Consider the following 14,205-nt stretch of genomic DNA (forward strand, 5'->3'; position numbering starts at 1 on the left):
GACCCAGCTCGACCCCGCCACCTTCGTGCGCGTGCACCGCAGCCACGCGGTGAACCTGGGCCGCATCAAGGAGATCGAGCCGCTCGACGGCGGCGACGCCCGGCTGCACATGCACGACGGCACGACCGTGCCCTGCAGCCGGCGGTATCGCGACGCACTTCGGGGCGGCGCGACCTGAGGGATCGGCGCGTTCCGATCCGGTGCGCGCCCTGCGGAATCAGCCCATTCTTGGGTCGTATCGCACCATCAAAGAGCCTTCAGGCACCATTTTTGCTTTCTTGCGCCGGCGCCCCGAGCCGTTCGGGTGCGACGCACCAAATCAAACCAAAAACCTGCAAGAAGCTCTCATGGACGCACTCAAACAGGGCGCAGATGCGCTGTTCATCCTTCTCGGCGCCATCATGGTCCTGGCCATGCATGCCGGCTTTGCCTTTCTGGAACTGGGCACCGTGCGCAAGAAGAACCAGGTCAATGCGCTGGTCAAGATCCTGGTCGACTTCTCGGTGTCGACCATCGTGTACTTCCTGGTGGGCTACGGTGTGGCTTACGGCACGCATTTCTTCGTCAGCGCCACCGAACTGTCGGCAAGAAGCGGCTATGAGCTGGTGAAGTTCTTCTTCCTGCTGACCTTCGCGGCGGCCATTCCGGCCATCATCTCGGGCGGCATCGCCGAGCGCGCCAAGTTCTGGCCCCAACTGATCGCCACCGCGGTCATCGTCGGTTTCGTCTACCCGCTGTACGAGGGCATTGCGTGGAACAAGGCCTTTGGCATCCAGGCCTGGATCGCTTCAGTCACGGGTCATGAATTCCATGACTTCGCCGGCTCGGTCGTCGTGCACGCCGTGGGCGGCTGGCTGGCGCTCCCGGCCGTGCTGCTGCTGGGCGCGCGCCGCAACCGCTACCGCGGCGACGGCTCGCTCAGCGCGCACCCGCCGTCGAACATCCCGTTCCTGGCGCTGGGCGCGTGGGTGCTGTGCGTGGGCTGGTTCGGCTTCAACGTGATGAGCGCGCAGAGCATCGACAAGATATCGGGCCTCGTCGCCGTCAACTCGCTGATGGCCATGGTCGGCGGCACGCTGGTGGCGCTGGCCATGGGCAAGAACGACCCCGGCTTTGTCTACAACGGCCCGCTCGCCGGCCTCGTGGCGGTGTGCGCCGGCTCCGACCTCATGCACCCGCTGGGCGCGCTCGTGGCGGGCGGCGTGGCTGGCGCCATCTTCGTCTTCATGTTCACGCGCACCCAGAACAAATGGAAGATCGACGACGTGCTCGGCGTGTGGCCGCTGCACGGCCTGTGCGGCACCTGGGGCGGCATCGCGGCCGGCATCTTCGGCACGCAGGCGCTGGGCGGTATCGGCGGCGTGAACCTGTGGGCACAGCTCATCGGCACCCTGCTTGGCGTGGTCTGGGCGCTGATTGGCGGCGCCGTGGTGTACGGCGTGCTCAAGGCGACGATGGGGCTGCGGCTGTCGCAGGAAGAGGAGTACGACGGGGCGGATCTGTCGATTCACCACATTTCGGCGACGCCGGAGCGGGAAGTGAATTGGTGAGGGCGTTGCGGGTTCAGCTGGCTTCGGCCGCGACACCGTGCGTCCACCCGGGCATGGCAAGGTAGTAGCGCACGGCCTTGCCCTGGCCCACGGTGTACAGCATGCCGTTCTGCACGAGCTCCGAGAGATCGCGCGTGGCTGTCGCCTTCGACACCCGCACCATCTTCAGATACTTCTCCACATTGAGGCCGCCAAGAAAGCCGCCGTCGCCGGCCTCGAGCAGCCGGCGCAGCAAGGCCCGCTGCCGCTCGTTGAGCGGGTGCTGCGCATGCCGTACCCAGAAGCGCGAACGCTCCAGTGACGACTGGATCACCTGGCTCGACGCGACGCAGGCTTGGCCGAACGCTTGCGCGAACCACTGCACGAAGGGGGTGACGTCTGCGTCGCCCGACTGGCCGACGGCCAACGCGTCGTAGTAGCCCTTGCGGTCTTTGAGCAGTTGCCTCGACAGGCTGAAGAGCCGCGTGGAAGCGCCTGTGTCCTGTGCCAACGCCATGTCGGCCACCGCGCGGCCGACGCGACCGTTGCCATCTTCGAACGGGTGGATGGTTTCGAACCACAGGTGCGCGATGGCGGCGCGCGCAATGCCGTCCATGCCTGCGTGCCGTGTCTGTGCAAACCATGCGAGGAAGGCGTCCATTTCGCGCGGGACGGTGGAAGAAGGAGGCGCCGTGTAGTGCACCACCTCCTTGCCGGGCAGGCCGCTCACGATCTGCATGGCATCGGCGTGATCCCGGTAGCGGCCGACCGCGATGCGCCGGATGCCGGTCGTGCCGCCCGGAAAGAGCGCCGACTGCCAGCGGCACAACCGGTCCGTGTCGAGTGGTGCATCGAAGTTCGTCGTGGCGTCATGGATGACTTCGACCAAACCGTCGATGTGCCGGTCGGTCGGGCCGGCATCGTCGGTGCCGAGGCGCCGCATGACCGAGGAACGCACCGCGGCGAGGTCCAGCCGCTCGCCTTCGATGGCGGCGGTGGCCACGGCTTCCTGCGTCCACAGTTCCTGCTCGACGCCGACCAGCCCTTCCAGGCCGATGGCTCGCGCCATGCCGTTCACTTCCCCTCGGAGTTCGCGCGCGCGGAGCAGGGCCGGGCTGGCTTCGGACAGGTCGAACCGAAGCTGCGGCCAGTCGGGCTGCTGCCAGATGTAGAGCGGGGCGAAGGTGGCCATGAGCCGCATTTTAGATAAATCGGCTCAAAAAATGATTCGCAAATGTGAATTTGCGGCTCAAGGCGCGGTTTTTGGGTAGAAAGGCACAAATCTGTGACCTGTAGCAAACTCATCCGGCCGCTCATTCCACTCCATCCCCCATGACCCAATTGCCCCCCGCCCTCGAAGTCCTCCCCCGCGACCTGTCCGCCTACCGCGAGGGCAACGTCGGCATCGACTACGTGCACCGCTTCGAGTCCGGCAAGCCCGGCCCGCACGTGCTCATCAATGCGCTCACGCACGGCAACGAGATCTGCGGCATGACGGCGGCCACGCACCTGCTCGACACCGGCGTGCGCCCGAAGATCGGCACGCTCACGATCAGCTTTGCCAACGTGGCGGCGTACGAATCTTTCAACGAGGCGCTGCCCTTCGACAGTCGCCAGCTGGTGCACAACCTCAACCGCGTGTGGTCACCCGAATGGCTCGACGGCAGCGAAGACAGCCCCGAGCTGAGTCGTGCCCGCGTGCTGCGCCCGGTGGTGAGCGCGGCCGACCACATCCTCGACATCCATTCCACGAGCCAGCCCGTGATTCCGTTCTGGGTGTACCCGGCCTTCGACCGCAACGCCGAGGCCGCCATGGCCATCGGCCGCCCGTCGGTGCACCTGGTGATGCCCGACGGCCTGGGCTCGGGCACGCCGCTGATCCAGCACGGCCAGCATGGCAAGGCCGACGGCAAGGGCGTGGCGCTGGTGGCCGAGTGCGGCCAGCATTTCCTGCGCTCGGCCTCCGAGCTGGCCACCGCCATCTCGCTCGACTTTCTGGCGCACTTCGGCCTCATCGACAAGGACCCCGCTGTGCCCGCGCCCGGCGAGCAGCGCCGCTTCGAACTGCTGCAGACGCACGTCATCAAGTCGGAAGACTTCGCCTTCGTGCGCCCGCTGATCGGCTTCGAGACCTTTGCCAAGGGCGAGCTGATCGCCACCAACGGCCCGGAAGAAATCCGCGCGCCGTGCGACGACTGCACGATCTTCATGCCCGCGCAGCGAACGATCGTGGGGCGCGAGGCGGTGTATCTGACGAAGCCGCTCTGAGAGCGGCGTTCTTCAGTTCAGCAGATCAGCAGATGCCGCGGTTTTTCCGCGGTGCTGTAGTCGGCATGCCAGTAGTGCGGGTCGTTGCAGAGGCTGAAAGCGGCGTCTGCGCTGGCGTGACGGTCGCCGAAGTGTTTGCCCATCGTCACGTGCACCGAGCCCGGGTCGGGCCAGTCGATGCCGACGCCACTGACGCGGTTGCCCGAGGCGACTTCGGCGGCGACGACTTTCTGCAGGGCAGGGTGCAGGCGGGTGTTGAGCAGGGCGAGGGCTTCGCGGCGTTCGGTGGTGCGCGCGAAGGAGGTGTCGAGGCAGGCTTCGGTGAAAAGCAGCACAGGAGCCCTCGGCGCTACGAAGATTTCAGGAGCTTTTCGATCTGTTCCCGCAGCGGCGGCAGATCGCGCAGGATGGTTTGCCAGACGATGGCGTGATCGACCGTGAAGTACCCGTGCGCGAGGGCATTGCGCATCTCGTAGGCGAAGCGCCACGGTATCTCCGAATGCGCCGAGGCAAAGTCTGCATGGTGCTTGACGACGTTGTTGCACGCAGCCCCGATGACTTCCAGGTTCCGCACCACGGCATCCTGTGTTCGGCGATCCGCGAGGTAGCCATCGAGCGTGGCGCCGTGCGTGTAGTCCTGGACGTTGTCGATGGCCTGCAGGATGTGACCCAGGTAGTCCGGCACCCGCAGCGGATCGCCCCGACTCATATCGGCACGGCCTCGCGCAGCACTTGGTCGCGAAACTTCGGCGGCAAGCCGTTGGGCGTGAGCACATCCACTTCCATGCCCAGCAGGCACTTCAGCTCGTGGCGGATGGCCCCGATGTCCATGAGCGTGGTCTGTGCCGTGGGCTCCACCAGCAGATCGAGGTCGCTGTCGAGCCCATCGTCACCCCGCAGCGCCGATCCGAAGACCCGGACGTCGCTGACATGGTGGCTCAGCGCAATCTCGCGAATGCGATCGCGATGGCGGGACAGAGCTTCGGAGGGGCGCATCTTGCGCAGTGTAGTGCCGGTGATTCTTCTTCGGCCTCAACCCGCAACGAACAACGCCGGATCCACCATCGTTCGGTTCAGCATCACCCCCCAATGCAGGTGCGGCCCGGTCACCCGTCCCGTCGCGCCCACGGCGGCCAGCGGCTCGCCGGCCTTGAGCACGTCGCCGACCTTCACGTCCCAGCGGCTCAGGTGGCAGTACATCGTCAGCAGGCCGCCGCCGTGGTCGAGCCAGACGGTGCCGCCGGGCAAGAGGTAGTCGCCGGTGTCGATCACCTTGCCGGCCAGCGGCGCAAGCACGGGCGTGCCGGTGCCGGCCGCGATGTCCATGCCGCTGTGCGGATTGCGCGACTGGCCGTTGAACACGCGGCGCAGGCCGAACGAGCTGGAGCGGCGGCCCGGCACGGGCACGCGCATCTGCAGCGCGGCGTCGGAGCGCAGGTCGGTGAGGGTGGCCATCACGCCGGCCAGGTGGTCGCGCTCCTTGTTGTAGCGGGCCTGGTCCTCGGGCGACAGGTCGACCCTGCGCGGCGCTACCGTCAGACGTTGTTCGCGGTACTGCTTCGGGGCGACGGTGTAGGCGATCTGGCGTTCGGGCTTGCCCTCGGCGCGCACGCTGATGTGGGCCTCGCCCGGTGGGGTGGCGAGCGGAATGCCGACCAGCGCGGTCCATTCGATCGGATCGCCCAGCACCAACACAGGCACATCACCAGCAAAGGCCTTGGGGCGCGTGGCCGCCGGGCCGAGCGACAGGCGGGCGACGCCGCCGGGCACCAGGGAAGCGCGCGGCCAGACGTCGGGTGCCTGCGGTTTGTTGTTTTTCTTGGCCGGGGCCGCGGCACCGGCCGGCAACGCCAGCAAGCCGAGGGCGCCGAGCACTGCGCTGCGGCGGTTCAGCGCGGCAGAGGAGGGGAGGTCGGAGAAAGGAAGGTTCATGTGCATGGACAGGATTCGAATGAAGAGTTGGTGGTGGTGCGGCGGCTCAGTCGCCGTTCTGTTCCAGCCAGGTTCCGGGCGCCAGTCCGTCGAGCGTGTAAGGCCCGATGGCGGCGCGGATGAGGCGCAGCGTCGGCAGCCCCACGGCCGCCGTCATGCGCCGCACCTGGCGGTTGCGGCCTTCGCTGATCGCCAGCTCCAGCCACGCGGTGGGAATGAGCTGGCGCTCGCGGATGGGGGGCTCGCGGTTCCACACGGCGGGCGGTGGGTCGAGCAGGCGCGCTCGTGCGGGACGTGTGGGGCCGTCGTTGAGCTGCACGCCGTTGCGCAACGCTGCCAGTGCGTCGTCGGTCGGCACGCCCTCCACCTGTACCCAGTAGATCTTCTCCATCTTGAAGCGCGGATCGGCGATGCGCGCTTGCAGCTTGCCATCGTCGGTGAGCAGCAGCAGGCCTTCGCTGTCGGCATCAAGGCGTCCGGCGACGTAGACACCGGGGAGGTCGATGAAGTCCTTCAGCCCGCGCCAGCGGCCCTCGGGCGTGAACTGGCTGAGGACGCCGTAGGGTTTGTTGAAGCGGATGAGGCGGGAAGAAGGGCTCGGAACGTTCATGTGAACCGACAGGATAGCCGGGGTCTGCAAGCGCCCGGCACATGAAAAAAGCCGGAGCCATGACAGCCCCGGCTTTGCGGGAGGGCGCGGCAAGCAGGCTTACTTGGCCCAGCTGTCCCGCATCCCCGCCGCGCGGTTGAACACGGGCTTGCCTTCCGCTGCGCCCTTCGAGTCGCGCACGAAGTAGCCATGCCGTTCGAACTGGATGCCCACGCCAGCTTCCGCCTTCGCCAGCGACGGCTCGACGAACGCCGTGCACACCTCGAGGCTGTGCTTGTTCAGCTCGTCCAGCAGCTCGCCGCTGCCCGGGTTGGCTTCGGCGAACAGGCGTTCGTACAGTCGCACCTCGGCCTGCACGGCATCCGCCGCAGCCACCCAGGTGATGTTGCCCTTGACCTTGATCGCGTCCGCGCCGGGCGTGCCGCTCTTGGTGTCGGGCACCAGCGTGGCCTGCACTTCGAGGAGCTTGCCGTCGGCGTCGCGCGTGGCGCCGGTGCATTCGATGACGTGGCCGTACTTCAGGCGCACCTTGTTGCCGGGGAACAGGCGGAAGAAGCCCTTGGGTTGCACGTCTTCGTAGTCGGTGCGCTCGATCCAGACTTCGCGGCCGAGCTTGAACTCGCGCTTGCCCATCTCGGGGTGGTGCGGGTGCACGGGGGCGGAGCAGTCGTCGAGAACGTCGTCGCCGCCCATCAGCTCGCCCCAATTCGTGATGACCAGTTTCACCGGGTCGAGCACGGCCATGGCGCGCGGCGCGACGGGCTCGAGGGTGTCGCGCAGCGCAGCTTCGAGGCTGGCGTACTCGATCCAGCCGCCCGACTTGGTGGTGCCGCTGCGTTCGCAGAACAGCTGCAGCGCGGCGGGCGTGTAGCCGCGGCGGCGCAGGCCGGCGATGGTGGGCATGCGGGGGTCGTCCCACCCGTCGACGTGCTTTTCTTCGACCAACTGGCGCAGCTTGCGCTTGCTGGTCATCACGTGGGTCACGTTCAGGCGGGCGAACTCGTACTGGCGCGGGTGCGGGCTGGCGACGAGGCCGCCTTCGGCGAGGCGGTCGAGCAGCCAGTCGTAGAAGGGGCGCTGGTCTTCGAATTCGAGCGTGCAGATGGAGTGGGTGATCTGCTCCAGCGCGTCTTCGATCGGGTGCGCGTAGGTGTACATCGGGTAGATGCACCACTTGTCGCCCGTGTTGTGGTGGGTGGCGCGGCGGATGCGGTACAGCGCGGGGTCGCGCATGTTGATGTTGGGGCTCGCCATGTCGATCTTGGCGCGCAGGATGGCGGCGCCGTCGGCGAGCTTGCCGTCGCGCATCTCGCGAAAGCGCGCCAGGTTTTCGTCGGGCGTGCGGCTGCGAAAGCGGCTGTCGGTGCCGGGCGTGTTGAAGTCGCCGCGGTTGGCGCGCATTTCTTCGGGCGTCTGCTCGTCGACGTAGGCCAGGCCGGCGCCGATCAGGTACTCGGCGGCTTCGTACATGAAGTCGAAGTAGTTGCTGGCGAAGTACTCGTGCGCCTGCAGCGTGCCGGGCGCGCTGGGGCGGTCGGCCAGATAGGTTTCGTAGCCGAGCCACTTCACGGCGTCGCGGATGGAATCGACGTACTCCTGCTCTTCCTTCTCGGGGTTGGTGTCGTCGAAGCGCAGGTGGCACACGCCGCCGTATTCCTTGGCCAGCTCGAAATTCAGCCAGATGCTCTTGGCGTGGCCGATGTGCAGGTAGCCGTTGGGCTCGGGCGGAAAGCGCATGCGCACCTTGGCGGGGTCGGGCATGCCCTGGGCGTGGTGGGCGGCGTCGCCCGGGGAACCGCCCCAGGTGCGGCCTACGTAGGCACCCTGTGCGAGGTCGTTCTCGATCACGTGGCGCAGGAAATTGCTCGGTGCAGCGGTCGTTTTGGTGCCGCTTTTGTCGGTCGGGGAGGTCATCGTGTCATTCTAGAGGGGGGCCTGCGGGGGTTACTTTTGGCAACGCTCTTCACAATGCAGCGTCCACGCGGTTTGCATTTGGGGCGTTCAATACACACATGGGCCCACAACGCCCCCTCAACAAGGAGTTCCACATCATGAGCGTCACACGTTCCACCCTCTTCAAATGGGCCGCCGCCGGTGCGGTGGCCGTCGGTGCCCTGTTTGCGGCCACCTCGGCCAGCGCCCGCGGCGACGTGAGCTGGTCGATCGGCGTCGGCGTGCCCGGCGTGGCGGTCGGCGTGGGCGGTCCCGCTTACTACCCGGCGCCGGTCTATGCACCGCCGGCTCCGGTGTATTACGCACCGCCGCCCCCGGTTTATTACCGTCCGCCGCCGCCGGTGTACTACCGCCCGGCACCGGTCTACTACGCACCGCCGCCGGCCTATTACGGCCCGCGCTACTACGGTCGCGGCTATCACCGCGGTCATGGCCACGGACACGGCCACTGGCGCTGATTTACAACGCCATTCGTGACTGAATGAAAAAAGCCGGCCCCGAAAAGGCCGGCTTTTTGCTGGGCGCTCGCTCCGCAGATTTCACATGGCGCGAAACAGATGGGCGTAGAGCCGGCTGACCGGGATCTTCTCGGCCCGCCCGCGCAGCGCCAGGTGCAGCTTGCCGGCCTCGTCGCGATGCACCGCCTCGATGGCCGCGCTGCGCACCACCACCGCGCGGTGCACCTGCCAGAAGGTGTCGGGGTCGAGCTGGGGCAGCAGCTGCTTGAGCGGCGTGCGGATCAGGTATTCCTGCGTGGCGGTGAGCACGCGCAGGTATTTGTCGGCCGCCTCGAAATACAGCACCTCGTCGATCGGCACCATGCGCACGGTCGCGCCGCCGGCATCGCTGGCGGCGATCATGCGCAGCGGTGCTGACGACGACGATGCCGATGGGGCCCCTCCGGCGGCGCCCAGCACCTGGCGCCACTGGGCGAGGGTGCGCTCCAGTGCTTCGTCGGCTGGGACGGGTGGCGTCATGGAGGGCGCCGCTGCCGCCAGCGCCTGCCGCAGCCGCGCCACGGTCTTGCGCAGGCGCTCGGGCTGCACGGGCTTGAGCACGTAGTCGATGGCTTCGGCCTCGAAGGCGCGCGCGGCGTACTCGTCGTAGGCGGTCACGAACACCAACTGCGGCATCGGCGCCTCGTCGGTGGGCCAGCTGTCGGCCAGTTCGGCGGCGGCACCCAGGCCGTCGAGGCCGGGCATGCGGATGTCGAAGAACAGCACCTGCGGCAGCAGCCGCAACGCCTCGCGCACGGCGCTGCGGCCGTCGCGGGCGGTGGCGACCACGCGCAGCTCGGGCCAGGCGGCGGCCAGTTCGGCCTGCAGGGCCTGGGCCAGCAGGGGTTCGTCTTCGGCGATGAGGGCGGTGAGGGGCATGTTCAGGCAGACAGAGGAAGGTTCAGTGTGACGCACGTACCGCCGCCCGAGGCCGCGGGCCGCAGGCTCAGCCGGCCTTGCTCACCGTACACGGTGGCCAGCCGCTCGCGCACCTGTTCGAGCCCGAAGCCGCCGCCGTCTTCCGAGGGCTGTCGAGGTGTCGCATCGAGCCCGACACCGGTGTCGCTCACCTCGATGACCAACTCGCCGGCCTCCTTGCGCGCGCGCACGGCGATCTCGCCACCTTCGACCTGGGGCTCGAGCCCGTGGCGGATGCTGTTCTCGACCAGCGGCTGTAGCAGCAGCGGCGGCACCGGCGTATCGCGCAGGTCGTCGGGCAGGTCCAGTCTGTAGCGCAGGCGCTCGCCCATGCGCACCGACATCAGCTCGAGGTAGTCGCCCAGCCGGTCGAACTCGGCCGACAGCGGATGCGACAGCGCGCGCGAACCGCTGAGCGTCATGCGCAAATAACTGTTGAGCCGGTCGAGCATGGCCACGGCGCGCGGCGGGTCGACGGTGATGAGCACACGCAGGTTGGCCAGCGTGTTGAAGAGCATGTGCGGCTCGAGCTGGGTTTCGAGCAGCTTGAGGCGGGCTTCGGTGGCATTGCGCTGGGCCAGGTCGATCTGGCGTTGCATGTGCTTGCTGCGGCCCAGGCTGTAGAAGAGGTAGCACATGCCGATGGTTGCGGCCAGCGTGATGACGATGGTGGAGGCCATCCGGTGGCGGGCGAAGCCGCTGAAGTCGAACAGCGGCCGGCCGACCCAGGCGTCCCCGATGGCCCCGCCGCCGAGGAAGCCCAGCACAACACCGAAGGCCACCAGCACGAAGCCCCAGGGGCCGTGCGGCCAGAGCACGTCGCTCCTGCCGCTGATGAACAGGCGGCCGGTGTCGATGACCAGCCAGCTGATGGTTCCGATCGACAGCGAATACACCATCTGCGAATCCCAACTGCCCATGCCCGAGACCGTCAGCGCCGCGGCGATGACGCAGCAGAAGGCGACCGTGATCAGGCCGTGCCGCAGGATGTCCCGAAGGTTCTCGGCGCGAAAGCGCGACGGGCGGGCGGTGTCCGCCGCTGCCGTCATCAACGGTCCTCGGCGCCCAGGGTGCGGCGCTCGCGCGCCACCAGCCGGTCGTAGAAGCCGCCGCCGGGCGCGAGGAACCAGACCACTGCGCCGTGGATCAGCAGGCCCAGGCCCCAGCCCATGAGCGGGTAGACGGCCCACGTGTGGCCGCGCGAGGCGGCCAGCCCGACCAGGCCCAGGTTGACGACCACGTAGACGAAGGCGTGGATGTACCAGCCCATCTTGGCGCCGGCGCGGCGGCGGGCGCGCTTTTCGAGGTCGGAATCGGCGCGGTTTGAAGTGGTGGATGTGTTCATGACAGTTCTCCTTGGACAGACAGGTCAGGATGGGGGGGTTTTGGATGCGTTCGAACTCGGTCCTGACTGTTCTGGCCGCAAGGGTCGGAACGGGACCGGAATCTTAGGCCGCGCGCGCCCCGCTGACCATCGCACCCGACGCCGCGGCCAGCCGCCACAGGCGCGCAGCACGCGCCGCGAAGATGCCGCTGAAGGCGCCGTACAGCGCGGGCACACCCAGGGCGAAGGCCACGTGGTGGCGCAGTTCGGGGTGCATGGCCAGCGACACGCCCACCACGTACTTGGTGAAGAAGATGCCCATCATGAGCATCAGCGGCACGGCGGTGCCGGCCACCTCGAACTGGCGCGCCGCCGCGTCGTAGCGCGTGGTCGGGGGCAGCGGGCGGCGCAGCACGAGCGCCACGAGCAGCAGCGCGGCCACGGCCCAGCCGAGCAGGGCGCCGGCCGAGTCACCGAACGCCGACACCACGCCGAAGAACGACAGGCCGGCCATCGCGACCGGCATCACCAGCACGCGGTTCAGGCCGAGGCGGTTGGCCACGAGCTGACGGCCGCCGAGCCAGGCCAGCAGGACGAACACGGCGAACACCCACTTCGGGGTGTGAAGAAGGATTTGCATCAGCATGAGAGGCTCCGTTCGGTTGGAAGAAAGCAAAGGGGGCAGGGGATCGATGGAGCGGACTGTGCCGATGCCGCCCGGCCCCCGCCACGGCCATGCGACGAAATGCGGGTGGGCGGCGTGAAGTGCCAGCCACCGGCGTGAATGGCGGGCGGAAGGCCGCGACAGATGCATGCAAACGGAAGCTTTACCGTCGCTTTACGGCACGGAAAACTTGGGGAGTGATATTTCGCGCTGTACTCTAGGCCGCCTCCCTTCAGGTCGCTCTTTCGCACCCCTTCGCACGCACCGCCCATGGATTCCCACACGCCCCCCGAGCCCCTGCCACCCGTCGTGTCGTCGACCCATCCTCCGGCGCGTCGGCGCCGCTGGTTCGGGAGCCTGATGGCCCTGCTTCTGCTGGTGGCCCTCGGGGGCGGCGCCTGGTATTTGATCCAGCGTTCCAAATCACCGGCGCCCGGCGCGGGCGGACCGGGCCAGGGCCGGCCCGGCGGCGGTGGTCCGGGTGGGCGAGCGGGTGGCGGTGGCGGCGGTGCGGCCTCCAGCACCGTCGGCACCGCCGTCGCGCGGCAGGCCGACATTCCGGTGCAGCTCGAAGCGCTGGGCACGGTCACGCCGCTGGCCAATGTGACGGTGCAGCCGCAGGTGTCGGGTGTGCTCACCGCCGTGCTGTTCAAGGAAGGCCAGATGGTCAAGAAGGGCGACGTGCTCGCCACCATCGACCCGCAGCCCTTCGAGAACGCGCTGGCGCAGGCCGCCGGTGCGCGCCAGCGCGACGAGGCACAGCTGGCCGCGGCGCGCGTCACGCTGCAGCGCTACCAGACGCTGCTCGGGCAGGACTCCATCGCCCGCCAGGACGTCGACACCCAGGCCGCCTTGGTCAAGCAGCTCGAAGGTACCGTGGCCATCGACCGTGCCAACGAAAACACCGCCAAGCTCAACCTGACCTGGAGCCGCATCACGGCGCCGGTAAGCGGGCGCATCGGCCTGCGGCCGGTGGACGCGGGCAACTACATCTCGACCGGCAGCACGGGCGGCGTGGCCACCATCACGCAGATCGCGCCCATCGACGTCGAGTTCGCCATTCCGCAAGACCGCGTGCCCGAGGTGCAGGAGCGGCTGGGGCAGGGCGCCACGCTCGCCACCACGGCCTTCGACCGCACGCGCACGCGCCGGCTGGCGGAAGGCAGTTTTTCCACGCTCGACAACATGGTCGACACGCAGACCGGCACCGTGAAGGCCAAGGCACGCTTCACCAACGCCGACGGCGCGCTGTTCCCGAACCAGTTCGTCAATCTGCGGCTGCTGCTGCGCACCGTGAGCAGCGCGGTGGTGGTGCCGGTCACGGCGCTGCGGTACGGCCCGAACGGCGACTACGTGTACGTGGTGACGGCCGAGAACACGGCCTCGCAGCGGCCGGTGACGCGCGGCGAATCGAGCGTCGAATTCGCCTCGATCACCAAGGGCCTGCAGCCTGGCGAAACCGTGGTGACCGAGGGCGGCGACCGCCTGAAGGACGGCGCGCGCGTGCAGACCACGGTCGACCGGCCGGCCGGTGCGGCCTCGGGCGCCGCAGCGCCGGGTGGACGACGCGGAGGACGTCGGCAGGAAGGCGCCGGCGGCGCCGGCGGTGCGCAGGGCGGCGGTGCTCGTCCCGCCGAAGCGGCGGCACCGGCTTCGCCATCGCAGGCACCGGCTGCACCTGCCGCCGGAACGGCTGCACCTGCAGCAGCCCCTGCACCCGCAGCCACACCCGCCAAGCTCCCCACCCCCGAGCAGCGTCAGCGCATGCTCGATGCGGCCAAGGACGACCCCGAACAGCTCGAACGCCGCAAGCGTTTCCTCGAAGCGCTCGACCGCGGCGACCCCGCCGCGCTGGAGCGCTGGCAACGCCAGTCCGAGCGCGGCGGGGCCGGCGGCGAACGCGGTGGTGAGGGACGGCGCAGCCCATGAGCCCGTCGCGCCCGTTCATCCTGCGGCCGGTCGCCACCTCGCTGCTGATGCTGGCCATCGTGCTGGCCGGCCTGGTGGCGTTCCGCTTTCTGCCGCTGGCGGCGCTGCCGCAGGTCGACTACCCGACGATCCAGGTCCAGACGCTCTACCCCGGGGCCAGCCCCGAGGTCATGAGCAACACCGTCACTGCGCCGCTGGAGCGCCAGTTCGGTCAGATGTCGGGGCTCGACCGCATGAGCTCGACCAGCGCGGCGGGCGTGTCGATCATCACGCTGCAGTTCTCGCTGGGCCAGACGCTCGACGTCGCCGAGCAGGAAGTGCAGGCCGCCATCAATGCCGGCGGCTCGCTGCTGCCGGCCGACCTGCCCGCGCCGCCGGTGTATGCCAAGGTCAATCCGGCCGATGCGCCGGTGCTCACGCTGGCCATCACCTCCGACACGCTGCCGCTCACCGAGGTGCAGAACCTCGTGAACACCCGGCTCGCGCAGAAGATCAGCCAGGTCTCGGGCGTGGGCCTCGTGTCGCTCAGCGGCGGGCAGCGCCCGGCTGTGCGCATCCAGGCCAACACGCAGGCACTGGCG

General features: G+C 68.4%; 17 protein-coding genes. 6 read left to right on the forward strand and 11 right to left on the reverse strand.

All coding sequences use genetic code 11. The features are described from left to right. Both AAG801_RS33165 and AAG801_RS33170 read left to right on the forward strand, forming a co-directional pair. A partial coding sequence (locus tag AAG801_RS33165; protein ID WP_341892254.1) for a LytTR family DNA-binding domain-containing protein occupies window positions 1-178 on the forward strand: 178 nt, incomplete at its 5' end. A gap of 169 nt (window positions 179-347) precedes the next feature. Further along, window positions 348-1,550 (forward strand): ammonium transporter, encoded by a 1,203-nt coding sequence (locus tag AAG801_RS33170; RefSeq protein ID WP_099791279.1) that lies wholly within the window; start codon window positions 348-350, stop codon window positions 1,548-1,550. Between the two features lie 13 nt (window positions 1,551-1,563). On the opposite strand, the gene AAG801_RS33175 is transcribed toward AAG801_RS33170, so the two are convergent. Beyond that, window positions 1,564-2,721: a Fic family protein gene (locus AAG801_RS33175; RefSeq protein ID WP_341892240.1), complete on the reverse strand. Its 1,158-nt coding sequence runs from the start codon at window positions 2,719-2,721 to the stop codon at window positions 1,564-1,566. A 140-nt stretch (window positions 2,722-2,861) separates the two neighbouring features. Between AAG801_RS33175 and AAG801_RS33180 the strand changes: the two genes are divergently transcribed. Then, window positions 2,862-3,797 (forward strand): succinylglutamate desuccinylase/aspartoacylase family protein, encoded by a 936-nt coding sequence (locus tag AAG801_RS33180; RefSeq protein ID WP_341892241.1) that lies wholly within the window; start codon window positions 2,862-2,864, stop codon window positions 3,795-3,797. A 17-nt stretch (window positions 3,798-3,814) separates the two neighbouring features. On the opposite strand, the gene AAG801_RS33185 is transcribed toward AAG801_RS33180, so the two are convergent. From AAG801_RS33185 to AAG801_RS33210, 6 genes are all read right to left on the reverse strand, one after another. Continuing rightward, window positions 3,815-4,132 carry a hypothetical protein gene (locus AAG801_RS33185; RefSeq protein WP_341892242.1) on the reverse strand — a complete coding sequence of 106 codons (318 nt, stop codon included), beginning with the start codon at window positions 4,130-4,132 and terminating at the stop codon, window positions 3,815-3,817. 14 nt (window positions 4,133-4,146) lie between these two features. Continuing rightward, on the reverse strand, window positions 4,147-4,506 hold the full coding sequence (locus AAG801_RS33190; RefSeq protein ID WP_341892243.1) for a DUF86 domain-containing protein: 360 nt from the start codon (window positions 4,504-4,506) through the stop codon (window positions 4,147-4,149). After that, complete coding sequence (locus AAG801_RS33195; RefSeq protein WP_341892244.1) at window positions 4,503-4,793, reverse strand: nucleotidyltransferase domain-containing protein; 291 nt, start codon at window positions 4,791-4,793, stop codon at window positions 4,503-4,505. The genes AAG801_RS33190 and AAG801_RS33195 overlap by 4 nt, the downstream gene beginning before the upstream one ends. A 36-nt stretch (window positions 4,794-4,829) precedes the next feature. Next, window positions 4,830-5,735: a peptidoglycan DD-metalloendopeptidase family protein gene (locus AAG801_RS33200; protein WP_341892245.1), complete on the reverse strand. Its 906-nt coding sequence runs from the start codon at window positions 5,733-5,735 to the stop codon at window positions 4,830-4,832. Between the two features lie 40 nt (window positions 5,736-5,775). Then, a complete protein-coding gene (locus AAG801_RS33205) occupies window positions 5,776-6,339 on the reverse strand; it encodes a pseudouridine synthase (protein WP_341892246.1) in 564 nt (187 codons plus the stop codon). Between the two features lie 99 nt (window positions 6,340-6,438). Continuing rightward, the gene (locus AAG801_RS33210; RefSeq protein ID WP_341892247.1) at window positions 6,439-8,253 is read right to left on the reverse strand and encodes a glutamine--tRNA ligase/YqeY domain fusion protein; all 1,815 of its coding nucleotides are present in this window, start codon (window positions 8,251-8,253) and stop codon (window positions 6,439-6,441) included. Between the two features lie 137 nt (window positions 8,254-8,390). Here AAG801_RS33210 and AAG801_RS33215 point away from each other — a divergent pair, with 137 nt between their 5' ends. Then, a complete protein-coding gene (locus tag AAG801_RS33215) occupies window positions 8,391-8,750 on the forward strand; it encodes a hypothetical protein (protein ID WP_341892248.1) in 360 nt (119 codons plus the stop codon). Window positions 8,751-8,831: 81 nt separating this feature from the next. Here the strand turns inward: AAG801_RS33215 and AAG801_RS33220 are convergent, their stop codons facing one another. The 4 genes from AAG801_RS33220 to AAG801_RS33235 form a co-directional block, all read right to left on the reverse strand. Continuing rightward, the gene (locus AAG801_RS33220; protein ID WP_341892249.1) at window positions 8,832-9,668 is read right to left on the reverse strand and encodes a LytTR family DNA-binding domain-containing protein; all 837 of its coding nucleotides are present in this window, start codon (window positions 9,666-9,668) and stop codon (window positions 8,832-8,834) included. Between the two features lie 2 nt (window positions 9,669-9,670). After that, window positions 9,671-10,756, reverse strand: a complete 1,086-nt coding sequence (locus AAG801_RS33225; RefSeq protein WP_341892250.1) for a histidine kinase — start codon at window positions 10,754-10,756, stop codon at window positions 9,671-9,673. Further along, window positions 10,756-11,052 (reverse strand): 2TM domain-containing protein, encoded by a 297-nt coding sequence (locus AAG801_RS33230; protein WP_341892251.1) that lies wholly within the window; start codon window positions 11,050-11,052, stop codon window positions 10,756-10,758. The genes AAG801_RS33225 and AAG801_RS33230 overlap by 1 nt, the downstream gene beginning before the upstream one ends. Before the next feature lie 103 nt (window positions 11,053-11,155). Continuing rightward, window positions 11,156-11,707, reverse strand: a complete 552-nt coding sequence (locus AAG801_RS33235) for a DUF6622 family protein (RefSeq protein WP_308217199.1) — start codon at window positions 11,705-11,707, stop codon at window positions 11,156-11,158. A gap of 348 nt (window positions 11,708-12,055) precedes the next feature. On the opposite strand from AAG801_RS33235, the gene AAG801_RS33240 reads away from it, so the two are divergent. Both AAG801_RS33240 and AAG801_RS33245 read left to right on the forward strand, forming a co-directional pair. Beyond that, complete coding sequence (locus AAG801_RS33240; RefSeq protein ID WP_341892252.1) at window positions 12,056-13,624, forward strand: efflux RND transporter periplasmic adaptor subunit; 1,569 nt, start codon at window positions 12,056-12,058, stop codon at window positions 13,622-13,624. After that, on the forward strand, window positions 13,621-14,205 hold a 585-nt coding region (locus AAG801_RS33245), incomplete at its 3' end, for an efflux RND transporter permease subunit (protein WP_341892253.1). The genes AAG801_RS33240 and AAG801_RS33245, both read left to right, overlap by 4 nt.

It is taken from the genome of Variovorax sp. YR752 (assembly GCF_943372545.1).

Excerpts from the sequence above, each read along its gene's own strand:
- AAG801_RS33170 (WP_099791279.1), top strand. The coding sequence starts at position 348 with ATGGACGCACTCAAACAGGGCGCAGATGCGCTGTTCATCCTTCTCGGC.
- AAG801_RS33175 (WP_341892240.1), bottom strand. The coding sequence starts at position 2,721 with ATGGCCACCTTCGCCCCGCTCTACATCTGGCAGCAGCCCGACTGGCCG.
- AAG801_RS33180 (WP_341892241.1), top strand. The coding sequence starts at position 2,862 with ATGACCCAATTGCCCCCCGCCCTCGAAGTCCTCCCCCGCGACCTGTCC.
- AAG801_RS33190 (WP_341892243.1), bottom strand. The coding sequence starts at position 4,506 with ATGAGTCGGGGCGATCCGCTGCGGGTGCCGGACTACCTGGGTCACATC.
- AAG801_RS33195 (WP_341892244.1), bottom strand. The coding sequence starts at position 4,793 with ATGCGCCCCTCCGAAGCTCTGTCCCGCCATCGCGATCGCATTCGCGAG.
- AAG801_RS33200 (WP_341892245.1), bottom strand. The coding sequence starts at position 5,735 with ATGCACATGAACCTTCCTTTCTCCGACCTCCCCTCCTCTGCCGCGCTG.
- AAG801_RS33205 (WP_341892246.1), bottom strand. The coding sequence starts at position 6,339 with ATGAACGTTCCGAGCCCTTCTTCCCGCCTCATCCGCTTCAACAAACCC.
- AAG801_RS33210 (WP_341892247.1), bottom strand. The coding sequence starts at position 8,253 with ATGACCTCCCCGACCGACAAAAGCGGCACCAAAACGACCGCTGCACCG.
- AAG801_RS33215 (WP_341892248.1), top strand. The coding sequence starts at position 8,391 with ATGAGCGTCACACGTTCCACCCTCTTCAAATGGGCCGCCGCCGGTGCG.
- AAG801_RS33220 (WP_341892249.1), bottom strand. The coding sequence starts at position 9,668 with ATGCCCCTCACCGCCCTCATCGCCGAAGACGAACCCCTGCTGGCCCAG.
- AAG801_RS33225 (WP_341892250.1), bottom strand. The coding sequence starts at position 10,756 with ATGACGGCAGCGGCGGACACCGCCCGCCCGTCGCGCTTTCGCGCCGAG.
- AAG801_RS33230 (WP_341892251.1), bottom strand. The coding sequence starts at position 11,052 with ATGAACACATCCACCACTTCAAACCGCGCCGATTCCGACCTCGAAAAG.
- AAG801_RS33240 (WP_341892252.1), top strand. The coding sequence starts at position 12,056 with ATGGCCCTGCTTCTGCTGGTGGCCCTCGGGGGCGGCGCCTGGTATTTG.